Here is an 18,674-nt window from a genome sequence, read left to right as displayed (position 1 = left end):
GAGCTCTAGCCGACGAACCGCTGCAAGCGCGCGGACAAGCGTGGAACCAGCTCCCCATCGGGGTTGATGCGCTCCTCCACGTACGCCAGATCGCCACCCTCGACGATCCCGTACAGGCGCTTCGCGCCGCCCATCAAGGCCGCCGACTGCGAACGGATCACCACATCAGTGGCTAGCTCCCACGACGACTGCGACAACGCCTCGCCGTAGTACAGCTCCACGACGCCCGAGGTGTGGGTCAGCAGCAGCTCGATGACTTCCTCGCCATCCTGATCGGCCACGCGCCAGAAGCCTGACTCGCGCAGGTCCGGCCCCACGAAGTTCTGCTCATCATCAAGCACCCACGTGCGCGAATCCCACGCCAGGTACTCGCCGCCGTTGTGGGCGACGATGATCTCCTGGCCGAAGCGATAATCGCCAGATTCGGGGTGATTGCCCTCGCCCGTGCCTCGCCACACTCCCACCAGCGGGATCAGCGCCAACAACGCATCGTTGAGGTTCTCGCCCTCGCGCAGGTTGGCGGTATCCGCGGGCAGGGGCAAGCCGCCCAGCGACGGAACATTGCGCGCAGCGGTCTCCCGGGCGCGCTTCGCCGCGGCCTCGACCGCGGCATTGCCGCTGCCCGGCGCCGGCGCTATGCCGGAACCGTCAGCCTGTGCCGCCGCGCTCAGGCCCGCTGGGTCGTGACCAGCTGGCTCGTGACCAGCTGGCTCGTGAGCGGCTGGCTCGTGACCAGCTGGCTCGTGAGCGGCGCCGCCATCGCTCGAATTGTGCGCGTCACTCACTGCTTCTGCTCGTCCGTGACGAGGCGATACACCACGTACACGGCGAACCATGTGATCAGCACGCTGGACAGGACCAGGAGGGCCTCGAAGATATAAACCACCACGACCGTGATTCTATCGGCTCGCCCGGAGCCCTTCCACGCGGGGTTGGTTCAATGGGGGCGCGGGGTGCTTCGCTACTGGCTGAGGTGCCACCCTTGGCGCGCAGCTGCCAGGGAACCCGCTGAGCTGCCACGGGTATTTGCATGGCTGGAAAGCGCAAGGGTGGCAACAGCCGGTGGTGGGTGGTGGCTACACGAGCATTGCGCGCCAGGAGGGGCGCGCCCGCCGCGGTGCGTGTGCTGCGCTGGCGGCGCTGTGCTGCTCTCTCAGTGGAAGCTTTTCCCCCTCCCAGCGGGAAAAGTTTCCACTACCGCGGGGGGAGGCCGGCCCGAGCCAGCCAGCCGGCCAACCACAGCGGGGGCGGCCAGCCCGAGCCAGCCGGCCAACCACAGCGGGGGAAGCCGTCCCGAGCCAGCCGACCAGCCACAGCGGGGGGAGGCCGGCCCCAAGGCCCCAAAGCCCCGAAAACAGCACACTGGCCCGGACCGTGCGTGACGGTCCGGGCCAGCGTTGGTTCCGGTGTCGCCATCCAAAGATGGCTGCGCCGGTGGCTAGCGCGCGCTAGCAGGTGGCTAGCGCTGGGTGCTGCTATGCGCCGATGGTGATGTTCACCTCGTGGACGCCGTTGCTCTCGGGAGCGACGGTGGCCTGCCCGTTGCCGGCGTTGGAGAGGGCGCGCACGGTCCAGCTGCCGGGGGCGGCGAAGAAGCGGAAGTCCCCGCTGCCGGACGCGACGACCTCGGCGGTGAACTCGCCGGTGGAGTCGAGGAGGCGGACGTAGGCGCCGCCCACCGCGGTGCCGTCCTGGTTGACGACCTTGCCGGTGATGACTGTTTCCTTCTCGGCGTCAACGCCGGAGGGCAGGTTGTGGCCCTGTACAGGTGCTCCGCACATTACTTTGCTGCTCCCAGTTCGATCGGTACGCCGACGAGTGAGCCGTATTCGGTCCAGCTGCCGTCGTAGTTCTTGACATTGTCGTAGCCGAGGAGCTCGCGGAGCGCGAACCAGGTGTGGCTGGAGCGCTCGCCGATGCGGCAGTAGGCGATGATGTCCTTGCCGTCGTCGAGGCCCTCGGTCTTGTAGAGGTCGCGCAGCTCGTCGTCGCTCTTGAAGGTGCCGTCCTCGTTGGCGGCCTTGCTCCACGGCACGTTGATGGCGGTGGGGATGTGGCCGGCGCGCTGCGACTGCTCCTGGGGGAGGTGCGCGGGGGCGAGGATCTTGCCGGAGAACTCGTCGGGCGAGCGCACGTCGATGAGGTTCTTGCCACCGATCGCGGCGATGACCTCGTCGCGGAAGGCGCGGATGGTGACGTCCTGCGGCTGCGCCTTGTAGTCGGTGGTCTCGCGGCGGGGGACCTCGGTGACGAGGGGGCGCCCGTCGAGCTCCCACTTCTTGCGGCCGCCGTCGAGGAGCTTGACGTCCTCGTGGCCGTACAGCTTGAAGTACCAGTAGGCGTAGGCGGCGAACCAGTTGTTGTTGCCGCCGTAGAGGATGACGGTGTCCTCGTTGGCGATGCCCTTCTCGGACAGCAGCGCGTTGAACTGCTCCTGGTTGACGAAGTCGCGGCGTACGGGGTCCTGCAGGTCCTGCTTCCAGTCGATCTTGACGGCGCCCTCGATGTGGCCTCCGTCGTAGGCCGACGTGTCCTCGTCGACCTCGACGAACACGATCTTGGGCTGGTTCAGGTTCTGCTCGGCCCAGTCAGCTGTGACCAGGACGTCGGAGCGAGCCATGGGTTTCCTTTCGTGAGGGGTGTGCGCGGGTGGTTACGCTGCGGTTCCGCGCCCGGTGGGGGCGAGGCGTGCCGCGAGGGGGTAGATCTGGCAGCCCAGGCAAATGCCGAATGCCGCGTTGAGGAACGCCGCGGCGAACGCGAACCCAACGAGGACCTGCGCGGCGAGGACGGCGCCGGCGAGGTAGGCGATGAGTCCGGCGGCAGCAAAGACGAGCCCGACGAACTGGGCGAACTGTACCGGTGCCGCGGGCTCTCGCTCGGTGACCGGGCCGAGGCGCGGCGCGACGATGCGGCCAAAGAGCATCCCGGAGGGGGTGTGCCGGGGGCCGCGGGTGGCGCCGATGCCGAAGATGATGGCCTGGGCAGCGAGGAGTGGCCACCAGTTGGTGGCGAGAACGATGGCGAGGACGGCGGTGGTGATCCACGCGGAGAAGCGGGGACCGCGCACGTCGATGCCGGGTGTGGTCTGGGTGAGTGCCATGAAGATCTGCTCCTGGTGTTGATTCGCCCGCGCGTGGCGCGGGGTCAACGATGGGCCTGGACGGGTATTCGTCTGGGCGTGGCGGAACAGCGGCGCCTAGGGCGTCACATGCTGTTCCGGTTCAGGAACAGAGACAACAACAACCACCGAGGCGGCACAGGTCTACCGTGCGGCGTCGGGTGAGCATGAGCTCATGGTTGGTCTGCACGTTTCTCACCATACCGCGCTCTCTCGTTTTGTCAGCCTTGCTGTCCACTTACTGAGACGAGCGCTTCGGACAGCGCTTCTCGCGTGGGTACTCCGGGTATGCGAAAGCGCTGGTGGCCGTGGGTATCGAACAGCAACGTGGTAGGTAGCGAGAGGATGCTGAGATCCCGGCCGAGCTGCGCGTGCTCGTCGATGTCGAGCTCGATGTGGGTGACCTCCGGGAACTCCGGCAGGGTGTCCTCGATGACCCGGCGCACGGCCGCGCACGGGCCGCACCAGACGGCGGTGAAGTGCACGACGGTGGGGTGGCCGGGGAGCACTCCGGCCTCGGCGAGCCCCTCGTGGTGCGGCGCGCGCTCATGGGTAGCGGGGCCGGTCGCGATGACGCTGCCGTGCCGGCGCTGCCAGAGCAGCCCCACCGCGGTGGCGATCGCGGTGGCGCTGCCGAGGATGATGATTCCGGTCATGGCCGTCCTGCCGTGGTCGATGCCCTGTCGTGGTCGAGGTCGAGCGTGACGTTCTCGACGGCAGCCTCGACGACGATGCGCCCGCCCTGCGGGTACGCGTAGGCGGGCTGCTGGCTGAAGGGCACCTCGGGAATGGTCATGGTCATCTTGAAGGAACGCAGGGCTCGCTCGCGCAATTCCTCGGGGATGGGGATGTCCCGGTCGCGGTAGGGGCCGTTGTAGAAGCGCAGGGGCTCGATGGTGAGCACATTGCCGTCGAGGCGGAGGCGGGCCTCGACGGTGACGGGCTCGTCGTCGATGGACTCAGGTGGCGTGGCGGTGAGCATGACGGGGCGGAAGCGGTTGATGACCTCCTCGGTGGCGGCGTCGAACGCGTCGATGAACGTCACGGGGAAGAAGGAGAGCCGCAGGTCGGGAAGGTCGAAGCGGCGTCCGAGCTCGGTCTGTCCCATGACCACCCGGCCGGTCAGCTCGTCGGCGGCGAGGGCGGTGATGCGCTGCTGGTACCAGCGGCCCGGGGTGATCCGCGCACCGGTGAGGGCGGCCTCCAGCGAGACACGCCCGGCGTAGTCGGTGGGCACCCGCTCGACCTGGATGTCGATCTTGTCGTACTCGCCGGTGATGATCTGCGGGAGCACCGGGAATCCCCGCAGGATGACGTGTGGATCGGAGTCGAGCTGGGCGCTGTCGCGCAGGGCACGGGAGATCCTGTGCTCGGTATACGCTGCGGTGCCGAGCTCGGCGAGGATGGCAGCGGCGAGGAGGACGAGGACACCTAGGATCAACTTGCGCACTCCCTTATTGTTACTGACACCGGGCGGTACAACGTCCGTACTGTGAGACTGACGCGTTAGTCTGTGTGGGTTCGAGCGATGTTCATGCCTCGTGGCCGGACACGATCGGACTGCTGGCTACCAGTGGAGAGAGGAAAGGGGACGGCGTGGAGCTGCTCTTGCTGACGGCCGATCCAAACCCGGAAGCGGTCCTGCCGTCCTTGGCTCTACTGCCCCATACGGTCCGGCCCGCGGCGGCCGATGTGTCGTCCTTGCTGGAGACGAGCAACGCGGACGTGGCGCTCGTCGACGCGCGCAGTGACCTTGCCTCGGCGCGGGGACTGTGCCGGATCCTCGCGAACACGGGCGCCTCGGTACCGGTGGTCGCGGTGCTCAACGAGGGCGGCCTGGTCGCCGTGAGCTCCGATTGGGGGAGCCAGGACATCCTGCTCCCCGGGACGGGCCCGGCGGAGCTGGACGCGCGCTTGCGGCTGCTAGTGGGCCGAACGACGATGCAGGCGCCCGAGGAGGAGACCGGGATGGTCACCCTGGGCGATCTGATCATCGACGAGGGCACCTACACGGCGCGCCTCCGGGGCAGGCCGCTGGACCTCACCTACAAGGAGTTCGAGCTCCTCAAGTACCTGGTGGTCAATGCCGGCCGGGTATTCACGCGCGCGCAGCTGCTCCAGGAGGTATGGGGCTACGACTTCTTCGGCGGTACCCGAACCGTCGATGTGCATGTCCGGCGCCTGCGCGCCAAGCTCGGTGCCGAGTACGAGTCGTTGATCGGCACGGTGCGCAACGTCGGCTACAAGGCAGTGCGGCCGACCAAGGCGAGCAAGGCGGCGCAGGATGCGAGCGCCAGCGCCCGCGCGGCCGACGACGACCCGGGCGCGGCAGACGACGAAGCGACCAACGAGGACCAGTGAGGCAGTGCCGCTGATGGAGATCGTGCCGCTCGACCAGGACCGCGAGGCCGAGGTGGCCGCGATGCTCGGGGCGGCGCGGGATCACGATCAAGTCGATCCGGTCTCCGAGCAGGGGCTGCGCGCGCTCGCGGGGGAGATCGAATCACGAAACGTCGCGGTTGTCGACGACGGCGCGGTCGTGGGGGTTGCCCCCGTGCGCTGGGAGAACGGCACGGCCAACGTCGAGCTCGTGGTGCATCCGGGGGAGCGGCGGCGCGGCGTGGGCAGCAAGTTGCTCTCGGCCATTCGCGCGATCACGGGAACGGGCGCCCAGGTGTGGTCGCATGGCGATCTTGCCGCGGCCCGGGCGATGGCCGGGGTCCGGGGACTCGCGCGCACCCGGGAGCTGCTGCAGATGCGGCGCCCGCTCGGCCAGGGTGCGCAGCCGTTGCCCGATCCGGCGCCGCTCGAGGGGGCCCGGATCACCACGTACGCCGATCTGGGCGCCGACGCCCAGGCCCTGGACAGCGAGATCGTTCGGGTCAACAACGCGGCATTCGCCTGGCATCCCGAGCAGGGCGGCTGGACGACCAATGATGTGCAGGAGCGCCGCGGCTTGCCGTGGTTCGATCCGCGCGGCCTGCTGCTGGCCGTTGATGAGGACGATCCTGCTCGGCTGCTGGGTTTCCACTGGACCAAGGTGCACCCCGCGGATGCCACGGAGCCAGCGAAGGGCGAGGTGTACATCGTCGGGGTGGATCCCGACGCGCACGGGCGTGGCGTCGGGCGCTCGCTCACTCTCGAGGGCCTGCGCTACTTGCAGGACCAGGGGCTGGCCGCGGTCATTCTCTACGTCGAGTCGGATAACACGGCAGCCCTGCGCACGTATGAGGGCCTGGGCTTCGAGCGGTTCTTCACCGACGTGGCCTACACCCTCGGCTAGACGCAGCGCCCCTGGCTAGATGAAGGGCGTGCTAGACCGCGTCCTCCGGGATCTTTCCCGTCACGAGATAGATGACCTTGCGGGCAACCTCGACGGAGTGGTCGGCGAATCGCTCGTAGTAGCGACCGAGCAGCGTGACATCGACGGCCGCGGCCACGCCGTGCTTCCACTCGCGATCCATGAGCACGCTGAACAGGTGACGGTGCAGGTCGTCCATGGCATCGTCCTCGTCGAGCAGTTGCAGCGCCTGCTCGGCATCGTGGTTCTCCAGCACCTCCGCGGCACCCTTGGCGAGGTGCGCGGCCACGCGGCCCATCTCAGCGAAGTACGCCTTGACCTCCTCCGGGAGCGCCTGCTTGGGGTGGCGCCGCCGGGTGATCTTCGCGACGTGGAGGGCGAGGCGCCCCATCCGATCAAGGTCGTTGACGGCTTGGATGCCAGAGACCACGGAGCGAAGGTCCCCGGCCACGGGCGCCTGGAGGGCGAGGAGCGCGAACGCCTTCTCCTCGCACGAGGCGCGCATCGCATCAAGCTCGTCGTGGTCGGAGATGACCTTCTCGGCGATCGCGAGATCGGCCTGCAGCAACGCCTGGGTGGCCGAAGCCATCGCCGCATCGGCCTGTCGGCACATCGTGGCGAGGGAGAACGACAGGTCGGCGATCTTCTCGGTGTAGGCAGCTCGCATGGTGACTTAGCCTACGTTGCCGAGTGGGAATCGTCATTCGCGCGCGTTGAACGACGCGTGAATTCACGTGCAGGAAAGGTCGCCAGCGTTGGTGACGGAGAGATCCTCGGGCAGCGCCACCTGCGGCACGACCACACCGTCCTCCATGATCGACACGGTGGCACCGGGGCTCGTCGGCGACGAGACCGAAGCCTCGAAGTCGGTGCCCAGGATGACCTCGCCGATGCTGCCGAGCCCGCGGCGTTCCTGCAGGATCGCCCCAGGGAAGGAGGACGCTAGGGTCGCGGCCTCGGCCTCGTTGCCCGCCGAGTAGCGGATCACGGTCTGGTTGAGCACGCGCGAGTGGTCGCCAACGCTGTAGATCTGGAAGCCATGCCCGGCGAGAGCGCTCGCTGCGCTCCCAGCGATGCCAAGGGTGCGCGAACCGTTCGAGACCTGCACGCTGACCTGGCTGGGTTCCTGCGCCTCGAGGTCGAGTTGCTCGGCCTGCCTGGGGGCGGGCCGCTCGCCGTTGGAGGTGGCTGGTGCATCGTCGGCGTTGTCATTGCTGCTCGGGGCAGGATCCTCCTCGCCGGGGAGCGGCAAGTCGTAGATGATCGAGTCGAAGATCGCATCGATGTCGCGGTCCCGGGGGATCTCGTTCATCTGCTCGTTCGGGCCCGCCGTGGGAATGGTGAGGAACGTGACCTGGCCAGCGTCGACGCCTTGCATGGAGCGGGCGAGCATCAGCAAGGACTCCGCGCCGACGTTCTCGACGAACGTGTGGCTGACGAATGCCTCGATGAAGTTGTTGAGCTTGGTGGGGTCTAGCAGCACACGGTTGGAGAGGACCTCCCGCAGCAGCGAGGACAGCAGTACCTGCTGGCGGTGCATGCGACCGTAGTCATTGGTGCCCTCGGTGGGCACATGGCGGGCGCGCACATAGTCGAGGGCGGTGGGCCCGTCGATGACCTGCTCGCCTGCCTCGGGAATGATCAGGCCGAGCTCGTCATCCCACATCGGCTGGGTGACGCACACCTCGACGCCGCCGATGGTGTCGACCATGTCCTGGAAGCCCGCGAAGTCGATTCCGACGAAGCGTGTGATGTTCATTCCCGAGATCTGCTGCACCGACTTGATCAAGCATTTCGGACCGCCCGTGAAGTAGGCGTCATTCAGCTTGACGTTGGGCTGCGAGGGCACGTAGTCCTCGGAATAGGTGGCGGAATCGTTGTCGAAGCGCTGGCACTCGGGGCGGGTGATGTTCAGATCGCGGGGGAACGACACCGCCACCACCCGTCGGCGGTCCGCGGGGATGGTGACCAGCATGATCGTGTCCGATCGGGCGCCCTCATGCATCCATCCGGTTCCGCCGATCTGCGCGTTGATGCCCGCGCGGCTATCGACGCCGACCACGAGGAAAGTCTCATCGCCGACCTGGTCCTCCATGCCGCGGACATCCTCGGAACCGATATCGAGCGCCTCGACGACGGTAAGGTTGTTGTCCGTGCTGCGGATGTAGTTCCACACCGTGCCGGTGATGACGAGCGCGCTCAGCGAGACCAGCGCGATCATGATGCGGGCGGCGATGAGGATCCGCGGGTGCCGGTGCGCGACGGCAGCGGGCGGCATGACCACGCCGACCTGTCCAGCCGCGCGGGGCGTGCCGCTGCTAGGCGAATCGCTCACTCATCCATCCTCGGGTCCTAGTGCGCACCACGATCCCGGCGACGGGGCCGGTCCGCGGGCAAGCTTCTACCTACTAGAGTAAGCATGCATACCAGTGCACGCGCCATCATGGCGGTATCGATACCCCAGTCCTGGGGGCTCGCGTGACCCATGGTGCGAATGTGGCAGGCGAGCTAGCCGCCCGAGTGCATCAGGTCCGCGCCCTGCGGCACTGCGCAATCATCCGGATCCTCCAGCCAGCCGTCCGGCAGCATCACCTTGCCCGGGGATCCCTGCCGCCCCCGCGGGCCCTCCGCCGCCGCCGGGTACGGCACCTCGGGGTCAAGCTCGCTGAGCAGCGATTTCAACTGAGCGAGGCTCTCCACCAGCGCCAGCGCCGAACGCAGGTCCGAGCCAGCCGGGAACCCCCGCAAGTACCACGCGATGTGCTTGCGCATCTCCCGCGTGCCCTTGTGCTCGCCATGATGATCCACCAGCAGCTCGGCATGCCGATGCATGATCTCTGCCACTTCTCCCAGCCGCGGCGGCTCCGGCACCGGCTTGCCATTCAACCGGGAGCTCAGCTCCGCGAACAACCACGGCCGACCCAGGCATCCCCGCCCGACCACCACGCCATCGCAGCCCGTGCTCGTCATCATCCGCTCGGCATCCTCCGCCGCGAAGATGTCGCCATTGCCCAGCACCGGGATGGTGGTGACATGTTGCTTGAGGCGCGCGATCTCGTCCCAGTCAGCGACACCCGAATAGCGCTGCGCCGCCGTGCGGGCATGCAGGGCCACCGCGGCCGCGCCCTCGCCCTCCGCGATCCGCCCGGCATCGAGATGCGTGGGGTGGTCGGCGTCGATGCCGATGCGGAACTTCACCGTCACCGGGATCGACGTTCCCTCCGTCGCCCGCACCGCCGCAGCCACGATCTGGCCGAACAGGTTGCGCTTGTACGGCAGCGCCGCGCCACCGCCCTTGCGCGTCACCTTCGGCACGGGGCAGCCGAAGTTCATGTCGATGTGATCGGCGAGATCCTCCTCGACGATCATCCGCGCCGCCTCGTAGGTGTAGCGCGGATCCACCGTGTACAGCTGCAGCGAGCGTGGCGTCTCGGTCGGGCCGAAGGTCGTCATGTGCATCGTCGCCTCGTTGCGCTCCACCAGGGCGCGCGCCGTGACCATCTCGCACACATAAAGGCCCGCCGTGGACCCCGCCCGCGCTGTCTCGATCTCCCGGCACAACGTGCGGAACGCCACATTGGTGATGCCCGCCATCGGGGCGAGCACCACCGGGCTGCCGAGCTCGAGCGATCCGATGTGCAGCGGAGCGCGGGAAGTCATGGATGCCACCATCTGCTAGTTCTTGCCCCCGCCGAGCAGGCCGCCCAGCATGCCGCCGAGCCCGCCCTGCGACTGCTGCCCGCCCAGCACGCTGCCCAGCACGCCCCCTAGGCCACCCTTGCTGCCCATGTACTGCTTCGCCAGGTAGGCCATGACGATCGGAGCGATCATCGGCAGCACCTTCGATACCAGCGACTCATCGCCACCGCCGGAGCTGCCCGCGAGCGCATGGATGGCGGTGTCCTTGTCCTCGCCGAGGATCCGATCAACGATCTTCTCGCCATCGTTCGTGTCGACCTCGTCCATGTCGATCTCGCGGTCCGCCAGCGTCGTGTCCCGGCCATCGAGCGCGTGGGCCAGCGACTCCGCGCCCTGCGAATCCTGCGCGTTGCGGTCGAGCCGGCCGAGCAGCGTGGGCAGGGCCTGCTTCACTACGCCCTCGGCGGTGGCGTCGTCCACCCCGAGCTTCTGGGCGATCTGGCTGATGGGGACCTGGCGGAGCAGATCGTCGAAAGCGGCCATGGCGGGACCTTTCCTCGAAGCGGGCAATCACGTACGACAATAACCGCGCGGGGTGGAACCGGACTAGCCGCGAGGTGCTCCTGCGGCGGGCCGCGAGGTGCTCCTGCCGCGGATGTGTGCGGTTTTGCACCCTTCACGGCGGGCTGGAGGGTGCATTCGGTAACACTTCCGGCGGGGTGGCAGCGCGAGGAGCGCGGAGGAAGCGAGCCCCCGCCGGGTTTGCCCAGGCGGGGGAGTGGTGTGCCCCCTCTCGGGCTCGAACCGAGGACCTGCGGATTAAAAGTCCGTAGCTCTACCAACTGAGCTAAAGGGGCGTGTTCTGTGGGAACGCACTCATGCTAGCGAACGCGGCGGTCGTTTAGCACACCGGTAGGGGGGCGCGTGGCGGGCGCGGCACCCTGCCTCTTGTATACCCCTGGGGGTATATGGTTACATTGGGTACATACCCCAGGGGGTTATGCAACCAGAATCCCCGAGCGAACCCCACCACGAGGAGGCCAGGATGATCCTGGAGCAGTACTACATCGACTGCCTCTCGCACGCGTCCTACCTGATCGGCGACGAGAAGACCGGCAACGCGATCGTCGTCGACCCCCGGCGCGACATCACCGAGTACCTCACCGACGCCAATACCAACGGGCTGACCATCATCGGCATCATCAACACCCACTTCCCCGCCGCCTTCGTCTCCGGCCACCTCGAGCTCGTCGACGCCACCGGCGCCTGGATCGGCTTCGGTCACCGCGCCGACACCGAGTACCCCATCAAGCGGCTCCACCACGGCGATCGCATCAGCCTCGGCGATGTCGACATCGAGATCCTCGAGACACCCGGCCACACCTGGGAATCCATCAGCCTCCTCGTCCGCGAGAACGCCCACGCCAGCCCCACGGCCGTGCTCACCGGCGACTCGTTGTTCATCGGCGACGTGGGCCGCCCCGATCTCGCCAACCTCGGCGATGGCAGCAACACCGACCTCGCCCGCGCCATGTACAGCACCGTCCACAACGTCCTGCTGCCCCTGCCCGATGACGTTATCGTCATGCCCGCGCACGGTGCAGGCTCCTCGTGCGGCAAGAACCTCTCGGACGAGCTCACCTCCACCATCGGCGAGCAGCGCCGCACCAACCTGTCCGTCCAGCCCATGAGCGAGGACGAGTTCGTCAAGCTCATCACCGACGGACAGCCCGCGGTGCCCGGCTACTTCCTCACCGACGCCGAGCTCAACCGCCGCAACCACGCCCTGCTCGCTCAGGACCGCCAGGTCCCCGAGCTCACCGCCGCCTACGTGGCCCAGCACCTCCGCAGCGGCGGCGTGGTCCTCGACGCCCGCTCGCCCGACGACTACGCCGAAGGCCACGTTCGTGGCTCCGTCAACGTCGGCTTCGACGGCCGCTTCGCCGAGACCGGCGGCATGGTCGCCGGGCTGCACGACGAGATCGTCGTCATCACCTACCCCGGCGAGGAGCAGGACGCCGCGATGCGCCTCTCCCGCATCGGCTACGACACCGTCGTCGGCTACCTCAACGTGACCGGCGCCAGCTTCCCCGCCGCGCTCGCCGAGCAGGTGGCTCCCGCGCCGCGCTACACGGTGCGAGAGCTCGCCGCCGACCTCGACGCGGTGACGCTCGTCGACATCCGCAACCCCGGCGAGCGCGAGGGCGGTTACATCGAGGGCTCCGTGCACATCCCGCTCGCCCAGCTCGACGCGCGCATCGGCGAGCTGCCCGCGGGCAAGCCCATCGTGGTGCACTGCGCCGGCGGATGGCGCTCCAGCGTCGCCGCCAGCCTGCTGCGCGCCCGCGGCATCGACGGTGTCAGCGACCTCGTGGGCGGCTACAACGCCTGGCTCGAGGAGCACGCCGCGGTGTAGGTGCGCGGCCCGTCTCCGATCGTGAAGATCCAGCCACATCCCGCGTGGCTGGATCTTCACGATTCACGGTCCGGAGGCCGGGCTACCGCCGTGCTGCCAGGGCCGCTCGGATGTCCCGCACCACTTGGTCCGGGGCGGTGGCGAGGTGGTGCCACGAGAACCGCAGTACCTGCCACCCCGCGTTGACCAGCGCGTTCTGGCGGTCCATGTCGCGAGCGAACCGCTCCGCATCGCGATGCCACGCCCAGCCATCCACCTCGATGGCGACCCGCTCGCGCTCGAATGCCACATCGAGCTCGTACCCGAGCGCCCGGACGTGCGCGCGCCAACCCGTGAAGCCGCCGCGCCGAAGGAGCCGTTGCAGCAGTCGCTCCGCCTCCGATGCTCCGCCCTCACGGGCGATCCGCAGCATCCGTCCGGCTTGCGTGGCGCCCGCGCGATAGCGGTTGCGTCGATGCGCGGCATGCAGCTGTGGCAGCGAGACGTGACGCTGCAACGCCCGATCCAGGAACACCGTGCCACCGGGTATCGAGATCGCGGTCTCGAGGACCGTGAGCGCCCGCGCGGTGAGGGGCAGTCCGTCGCGGTGGGTGACATCGCGCTCGTCGAGGTCGCGGTGGCGGATCCGGCAACCTGGCACCCGGGTCCGGCGATGGCGAGGGATGGTCGCATGGTGCCGTCGCGGCGGATTGTCGAGCATTCCGTGCCACCATGCGGCGCTCGGACCATGGGCGATCGCGCCTGCCCCCGCGTGGTGGAGGGCGATCCGTAGGTCGGCGCGGGCAGTTCGCGGTCGGTCCGCCGCTAGATAGATGCCGGGCGCCACCCGGCTCCATTCCTCGCGCTGGGCGCGCAGGTCGACCTGGCGGCCGGTGAGGCCAGCGGCGCGGGCCTGCGCGCGGGTGATGACGCCATCCTGGTCGGCAAGCAGCCGGGTGATCCGGGGTCGGTGCATGACGAGATGGACGCAGCCGGGCACCGGATGGTTCCACCCGCCTGGGTCTCGCGCCGATCGTGAAGATCCAGCCACCTCCCACGTGGCCAGATCTTCACGATCGAGGCCCCTGCGGCCGGGTGCGCGACAATGGGCCGATGAGCCGCCAGTCCCGCCGAAGCAAGGGTTACCGCCCACCGGCTGCCCGCCAGGCCGTCCGCCGCCAGGCCGTCCGCCGCCAGGATCCCAGCGACCAGGATCCCAGCGACCAGGATCCCTGGGCCGCTGGTGCCCGCCCCGTCGATTCGGGCACCTGCGAGCTCGTGGCGGAGGGCGACGGTGGCTGGGTGCTGTACGTGAATGGCGCCCCGAGCTCGTTCATCTCGTCGGGGGACCCGCTCCGTCTCGGGTTTGGCTACATGCAGTGGATCGCGGCCGCTATCGAATGCCAGTGGTCGGGCGACGGCGCGGGGTTGCGGGTCCTGCACCTCGGCGGGGGCGCGTGCACCTTGCCGCGCTATGTGGCGGAGGTCTTTCCCGGGGCGCGGCAGCTCGTGGTGGAGATCGATGCGGAGCTGGCGCGGCTGGCCCGGCAGTGGTCGGACTTGCCGCGGGCGCCGAGGCTGCGGATCCGGGTGGGGGAGGCCCGCGAGGTGGTGCAGGGGCTCTCGCCGGGCACGAGGGACGTGATCGTGCGGGATGTCTTCGCGGGGGACGAGACGCCGCGAGCGCTGACGACGACGGGTTTCCTCGATGAGGCGCGACGGGTGCTCGCCCCGGGCGGGATGTATGCCGTCAATTGCGGAGTGCTGCGTGGCCTGCGCGAGGCCCGCGAGGACCTCGCGACAGTGCTGGAGCGGTTCGCGCAGGTGCTTGTCGTGGGCGATCAGGCCACGTTGAAGGGTCGTCGTCCAGGGAATGTCGTGGTGCTGGCCAGTGATGCGCCGCTCGACTCGGTGGCGCTGGGGGCGAGGCTGCGCAGCGGCTCGGACGCGGCAGTGGTGCTCGCCGGTGCCGATGTCGTGGAGTTCTGCAAGGGCGCGGAGCCCCGCGAGGATCCCCGCTCCGGTCCGCTAGCGGAGCCGGGTTTCTAGCGGAGCCGGTCGGCTAGCGGAGCCGGGTTTCTAGCGGAATAGGCCGATGATGACGTCACCGAGGATCACCGCGGCGAGCACGAGGACGAGGTAGGCAAACCACTTCTGGAGCTGGTGGGCGCTGATCCGCTTGGCGAAGCGCTGCGCGGCGAGCGAGCCGACGACGGCCGTGGCGGCGAAGACGGCTGTGACTCTCCAGTCGAGCTCTACGGATCCGAGGTGGGAACCGAGCCCGGCGAGCGAGTTCGCGATGATGATGAGCAGCGACGTGCCGACAGCGGTGGCCATGGGCAGGCCGAGGAGCAGGACGAGCGCGGGGACGATGAGGAATCCACCGCCGACGCCGAACATGCCGGTGAGCACGCCGACGCCGAGCCCGGCGGGGATGGATCGGGAGGAGCATCGCTTCCAGTTGATGTGCGGTGGCCCGCCGCCCTCGTCGGTGACTGCGCACGCGGTTCCGGTGTGGTCGGGACTGTGGAGCATGCGGTAGGCGGCGAGGATCATGATGGTGGCGAACCCAGCGAGGAGCAGATCCTCGGGGATGGCGCGGCCGAGCCAGCCGCCGAGCAGCGCGGCGGGGACGCCGGTGGCGGCGAAGATGCCCGCGAGGCGCCAATTGACGGCGCGGGCGCGGACGCGGGAGATCGCGCCGGTGGCGGAGGCGAGGGCGACGACGATGAGCGACAGTGGCACGGCTTGGTGGATGGGCATGCCGACGACGTAGACGAGGGCGGGAACGGCAAGGATGGCGCCGCCTCCGCCGAGGAGGCCAAGGAGTATGCCGATGGCGAGCCCGAGCGTGGCAACGGTGATGGTGGTGACCATGCTGTCTCCCGTCCGGTCGCCCGTGGTTGATGCCCGCCCCAGTTTATACCCTAGGGGGTATTTAGGTCTATGGCGCGGCGCACACGCTCATCGCCACACCATCATGCGCCCGGCGCGCGGCCCCATGCACCGCTTGTGGCTGGTGGACCGCGGACCGGCGCGCAAGCTGCTCCGCAGCATCCGGAAAGCCCCAGCTGGGCGCGGCGCCGACGGTGCCGTGCCGCCGACTCGTGGTGCGACTACCAGCTGAAACAGCAATTGACCACGTGTTTTGTGTTTTCTCCAAGATCTGTCCTATGCTAGTCCCGCTCCCAACGGAAACCTGTTGGGGATGCCGGCCAGGAAACTGGCAGGCCCCCTTCGTCTAGAGGCCTAGGACGCCGCCCTTTCAAGGCGGTAACGCGGGTTCGAATCCCGTAGGGGGTACGCTCTCCTAGGTCTCGGCGTAGTAGAGTAACAATGCATGGCCCTGTGGCGCAGTTGGTTAGCGCGCCGCCCTGTCACGGCGGAGGTCGCGGGTTCGAGTCCCGTCAGGGTCGCAAGTCCAGTAATGGGCATGTTTTCATCGCCGGGAACGGCGTTGATCCGGCCAGGTAGCTCAGTTGGTACGAGCGTCCGCCTGAAAAGCGGAAGGTCGCCGGTTCGATCCCGGCCTTGGCCACATCAAGTCCCCCAGGATTACCTGGGGGACTTTTTGTATGCCAGGAGCGGGCCCCGGACGTCCCCGCCTGCTGCCACAAGCTGCGCCGCAGCGACTGGCGCGGGGGGGGGGGGGGGGGGGGGGGGGGCTGCCGCTTCCGCGCCGCGAGTGGAAACTTCTCCCGCCTGCAACGGGAAAAGTTTCCACCAGCACGAGGGCGTCGGTCGCGCCCCCCACGACCGTCCAGCCAACTGGCGAGCGTCTGGCGATTCGAGGCCCTAGATCGTAATGTTTGGGGCATGAGTGGATGGTCTTCGGCGGAGATGGGTGACCAGGCGGGTCGCACGGTGATCGTGACGGGTGCCAATAGTGGCCTGGGCGCGGTGACTGCTCGCGAGCTCGCGGCGCACGGCGCGTCCGTGGTGATGGCGTGCCGCGATGTCGGGAAGGGCGAGCAGGCGCGGGAGGCCATCGTCAAGGATCATCCTGGCGCCGACGTTGAGGTGCGCGCGCTCGATCTCGCGGACCTGAGCTCGGTCTATGAGTTCGCGAAGGATGTGTCGACGTTCGATGTGCTGATCAACAACGCGGGCGTGATGGCGGTGCCGAAGTCGCGCACCAAGGACGGCTTCGAGATGCAGTTCGGCACCAACCATCTGGGGCATTTCGCGCTGACGGGCTTGCTGCTGGGTCGCATCCGCGATCGGGTGGTGACGGTCTCGAGCATGGCGCACACCCTCGGCTCGATCGATTTTGATGACTTGAACTGGGAAAAGCGCAACTATCAGCGGTGGCGCGCGTATGGGCAGTCGAAGCTGGCCAACTTGTTGTTCGCGTATGAGTTGCAGCGCCGGCTCGCGGCGGCTGGCTCGCCGGTGCGCTCGGTGGCCGCGCATCCGGGCTATGCGTCGACGAATCTGCAATCGCACACGCAATCGGTGCAGGACAAGCTGATGGGTATCACCAATCTGATCCTGGCGCAGAGCGCCTTCGCGGGCGCGCAGCCGAGCTTGTACGCGGCGACGGCGCCGTCGATCCCGGGTGGCAGCTTCGTGGGGCCGGGTGGCTTCCGGGGCATGCGGGGCGCGCCGGTGCTGGCGAGATCGAATCGTCATTCCCGTGATGTTGCGGTTGCTGGTCGGCTTTGGGAAGAATCCGAAGCGCTCACCGGGGTGGTGTATGACATTCGTCAGCGCCGATGACCCGGTGATCGCCTTGGGCTAGCTGCACAGGAACAGTCTCGCGCTGCGGTGCGTCGGCCCAATTGGGACAGGCACAGCCGGGACAGGCGCGGAATCGGCGGATCGCGGGCACGGAACCATGGCACAAGATTGCATGGCACAAGACTGGGGGTGGGCATCCTGAGCGCGGCATCACGCATGCTTCCCACTGGCTTCTCGGTGCGCCTCGATGGCAAGGTCCGCATCGTCGATGATGGCTGCGTGCTGCTCGCTCCGTGGGGCACTGTGCTTCGCTTGTCGGTCGCGCAGGCCGGGTTCCTCGAGGATGGCGTGGTCGAGGTCGTGGATGAAGCGTCCTCACGGTTGGCGCGCATGCTGCTCGACGAGCAGTTCGCGCATCCGCGCCCGCTGAAGGGCCCGGGGCGCGACGATCTGACGGTGGTGATCCCGGCGCGCGACGATGCTGACGCGGTGCGCGAGGTGGTGGCCGGCCTCGGCGGGGTGGCGGTGATCGTGGTGGATGATTGCTCGGATGTCCCGATCGAGTGCGCGCGCGCCACGGTGATCCGGCACGACCGCGTGTTTGGCCTGGCGGAGGCGCGCAACACGGGCCTGCGGGCGGCGCGCACGCCGTACGTTGCGTTCCTCGATCCGGGTGTCGTGCCGGATGTGTTGTGGATCGAGGCGACGCTCGCGCATTTCGCGGACCCCGACGTGGCGATGGTGGTGCCGCGGGTGCTGCCGCTGCCGGGCCGCAAGCGTTGGATCGAGCAGTATGAATCGATGCGCCCGGCGATGGATCCGGGGCGGCGCGAGTGCGACCTGAACACCCGCCGGTGGGATTACAGCGTGCCGACGACGGCGCTGGTGGTGCGGCGGGACGCGGCGGTGAAGGTGGGCGGCTTCGACGGGGCTTTCCCGGCATTCAACGCGACGGACTTGTGCGTGCGGCTCGGTCGCGCGGGCTGGCGGGCGCGGTTCGATCCGGTAGCGGTCGTGCGCGCATCGCCGCCGGTGTCGATGGTTCCGTGGCTGCACATGCGGGCGGCCACGGGCTACGGCTCGGCGCGGCTGTATGCGACGAAGTCGAGCCCGGAGCGGATCGCGGCTATGGCGCGCTCGTGGTTCGTGCTGGGCCTGACGCTGCTGCTGGCGGGGGCGCGGCGGGCGGCGCTGGTCTCGGCCGTGATGAGCATGGTGCATACATTCCGGCTGGCGCGGGCGATCCCGGTGGACGAGCGTCCGCTGTGGACGGCGATGTCGATGAGCGCGCTGGGTCTGAGCGGCCTGGCGCAGCGCTGCGCGGTGCTGATGCTGCGCAATGTGTGGCCGGTGACGATGCTGGCGACGGTGCTGTTCCCGCGGGCCCGGCGCGCGGTGCTGGCCGTGATGATGGCGGAGGGCGTGGCGGATTGGCTGGCGCGCCGGGACGTGCCGGACCGGATCGATGTGGCGCGTTTCGTGGTGCTGCGGCGCCTCGATGATGTGGCGTTCGGCTGGGGCTTGTGGCGCGGCCTGCT

Annotated in this window: 17 protein-coding genes, 4 tRNA genes and 1 pseudogene; 9 read left to right on the top strand and 13 right to left on the bottom strand. The window is 68.4% G+C overall.

Annotated features, from left to right (window positions below):
* Positions 1-5: 5 nt before the first annotated feature.
* The 6 genes from HT102_RS05125 to HT102_RS05100 all read right to left on the bottom strand — a co-directional run bounded on the left by HT102_RS05125 (position 6) and on the right by HT102_RS05100 (position 4,571).
* The gene (locus tag HT102_RS05125) at positions 6-785 is read right to left on the bottom strand and encodes an FABP family protein (protein ID WP_408611307.1); all 780 of its coding nucleotides are present in this window, start codon (positions 783-785) and stop codon (positions 6-8) included.
* Between the two features lie 690 nt (positions 786-1,475).
* Positions 1,476-1,781, bottom strand: a complete 306-nt coding sequence (locus tag HT102_RS05120) for a DUF1416 domain-containing protein (RefSeq protein ID WP_149361620.1) — start codon at positions 1,779-1,781, stop codon at positions 1,476-1,478.
* Entirely contained in the window at positions 1,781-2,620 is an 840-nt protein-coding gene (locus HT102_RS05115; protein WP_192038316.1) for a sulfurtransferase, read from the bottom strand. Before HT102_RS05115 ends, HT102_RS05120 begins: the two co-directional genes overlap by 1 nt.
* 33 nt (positions 2,621-2,653) lie before the next feature.
* Positions 2,654-3,103, bottom strand: coding sequence for a DUF4395 domain-containing protein (locus HT102_RS05110; protein WP_192038315.1), 450 nt, complete (start codon positions 3,101-3,103; stop codon positions 2,654-2,656).
* A 239-nt stretch (positions 3,104-3,342) separates the two neighbouring features.
* Positions 3,343-3,777 (bottom strand): thioredoxin family protein, encoded by a 435-nt coding sequence (locus tag HT102_RS05105; protein ID WP_192038314.1) that lies wholly within the window; start codon positions 3,775-3,777, stop codon positions 3,343-3,345.
* Positions 3,774-4,571 carry an LmeA family phospholipid-binding protein gene (locus tag HT102_RS05100; protein WP_192038313.1) on the bottom strand — a complete coding sequence of 266 codons (798 nt, stop codon included), beginning with the start codon at positions 4,569-4,571 and terminating at the stop codon, positions 3,774-3,776. The genes HT102_RS05105 and HT102_RS05100 overlap by 4 nt, the downstream gene beginning before the upstream one ends.
* 146 nt (positions 4,572-4,717) lie before the next feature.
* Here HT102_RS05100 and HT102_RS05095 point away from each other — a divergent pair, with 146 nt between their 5' ends.
* Both HT102_RS05095 and mshD read left to right on the top strand, forming a co-directional pair.
* Complete coding sequence (locus tag HT102_RS05095; RefSeq protein WP_192038312.1) at positions 4,718-5,482, top strand: winged helix-turn-helix transcriptional regulator; 765 nt, start codon at positions 4,718-4,720, stop codon at positions 5,480-5,482.
* 13 nt (positions 5,483-5,495) lie between these two features.
* Complete coding sequence (gene mshD / locus HT102_RS05090; protein ID WP_192038445.1) at positions 5,496-6,404, top strand: mycothiol synthase; 909 nt, start codon at positions 5,496-5,498, stop codon at positions 6,402-6,404.
* Positions 6,405-6,435: 31 nt separating this feature from the next.
* Here the strand turns inward: mshD and phoU are convergent, their stop codons facing one another.
* From phoU to HT102_RS05065, 5 genes are all read right to left on the bottom strand, one after another.
* Positions 6,436-7,089 carry a phosphate signaling complex protein PhoU gene (gene phoU, locus HT102_RS05085; protein WP_192038311.1) on the bottom strand — a complete coding sequence of 218 codons (654 nt, stop codon included), beginning with the start codon at positions 7,087-7,089 and terminating at the stop codon, positions 6,436-6,438.
* A gap of 63 nt (positions 7,090-7,152) precedes the next feature.
* Complete coding sequence (locus tag HT102_RS05080) at positions 7,153-8,757, bottom strand: LCP family protein (protein ID WP_192038310.1); 1,605 nt, start codon at positions 8,755-8,757, stop codon at positions 7,153-7,155.
* A gap of 173 nt (positions 8,758-8,930) precedes the next feature.
* Positions 8,931-10,082 (bottom strand): tRNA dihydrouridine synthase DusB, encoded by a 1,152-nt coding sequence (dusB, locus tag HT102_RS05075; RefSeq protein WP_192038309.1) that lies wholly within the window; start codon positions 10,080-10,082, stop codon positions 8,931-8,933.
* Positions 10,083-10,097: 15 nt separating this feature from the next.
* Entirely contained in the window at positions 10,098-10,604 is a 507-nt protein-coding gene (locus HT102_RS05070) for a DUF937 domain-containing protein (protein WP_192038308.1), read from the bottom strand.
* A gap of 241 nt (positions 10,605-10,845) precedes the next feature.
* Positions 10,846-10,918: transfer RNA gene (locus tag HT102_RS05065), tRNA-Lys, on the bottom strand.
* Positions 10,919-11,106: 188 nt separating this feature from the next.
* On the opposite strand from HT102_RS05065, the gene HT102_RS05060 reads away from it, so the two are divergent.
* Complete coding sequence (locus tag HT102_RS05060) at positions 11,107-12,477, top strand: MBL fold metallo-hydrolase (protein WP_192038307.1); 1,371 nt, start codon at positions 11,107-11,109, stop codon at positions 12,475-12,477.
* A gap of 82 nt (positions 12,478-12,559) precedes the next feature.
* On the opposite strand, the gene HT102_RS05055 is transcribed toward HT102_RS05060, so the two are convergent.
* On the bottom strand, positions 12,560-13,432 hold the full coding sequence (locus HT102_RS05055; protein ID WP_192038306.1) for a DUF559 domain-containing protein: 873 nt from the start codon (positions 13,430-13,432) through the stop codon (positions 12,560-12,562).
* 137 nt (positions 13,433-13,569) lie between these two features.
* Between HT102_RS05055 and HT102_RS05050 the strand changes: the two genes are divergently transcribed.
* Positions 13,570-14,505 carry a spermidine synthase gene (locus HT102_RS05050; protein WP_192038305.1) on the top strand — a complete coding sequence of 312 codons (936 nt, stop codon included), beginning with the start codon at positions 13,570-13,572 and terminating at the stop codon, positions 14,503-14,505.
* Positions 14,506-14,535: 30 nt separating this feature from the next.
* Here HT102_RS05050 and HT102_RS05045 read toward each other — a convergent pair whose 3' ends face one another.
* On the bottom strand, positions 14,536-15,333 hold the full coding sequence (locus HT102_RS05045) for a sulfite exporter TauE/SafE family protein (protein WP_192038304.1): 798 nt from the start codon (positions 15,331-15,333) through the stop codon (positions 14,536-14,538).
* Between the two features lie 353 nt (positions 15,334-15,686).
* Between HT102_RS05045 and HT102_RS05040 the strand changes: the two genes are divergently transcribed.
* The 5 genes and pseudogenes from HT102_RS05040 to mftF form a co-directional block, all read left to right on the top strand.
* Positions 15,687-15,759 (top strand) — tRNA-Glu (locus HT102_RS05040).
* Positions 15,760-15,798: 39 nt separating this feature from the next.
* A tRNA-Asp gene (locus HT102_RS05035) sits at positions 15,799-15,872 on the top strand.
* A gap of 48 nt (positions 15,873-15,920) precedes the next feature.
* Positions 15,921-15,994 (top strand) — tRNA-Phe (locus HT102_RS05030).
* Positions 15,995-16,272: 278 nt separating this feature from the next.
* Positions 16,273-17,175, top strand: coding sequence for an oxidoreductase (locus HT102_RS05025; protein WP_192038303.1), 903 nt, complete (start codon positions 16,273-16,275; stop codon positions 17,173-17,175).
* Between the two features lie 177 nt (positions 17,176-17,352).
* Positions 17,353-18,672, top strand: a pseudogene (mftF, locus tag HT102_RS15850) (mycofactocin biosynthesis glycosyltransferase MftF); the annotation flags it as partial.
* Positions 18,673-18,674 lie beyond the last annotated feature (2 nt).

The sequence above is a fragment of the Lolliginicoccus lacisalsi genome (assembly GCF_014841105.1).
Lineage (GTDB): Bacteria > Actinomycetota > Actinomycetes > Mycobacteriales > Mycobacteriaceae > Lolliginicoccus > Lolliginicoccus lacisalsi.
Note: the sequence above shows the minus strand (reverse complement) of the source record. Positions and strands in the feature narration are given on the sequence as shown.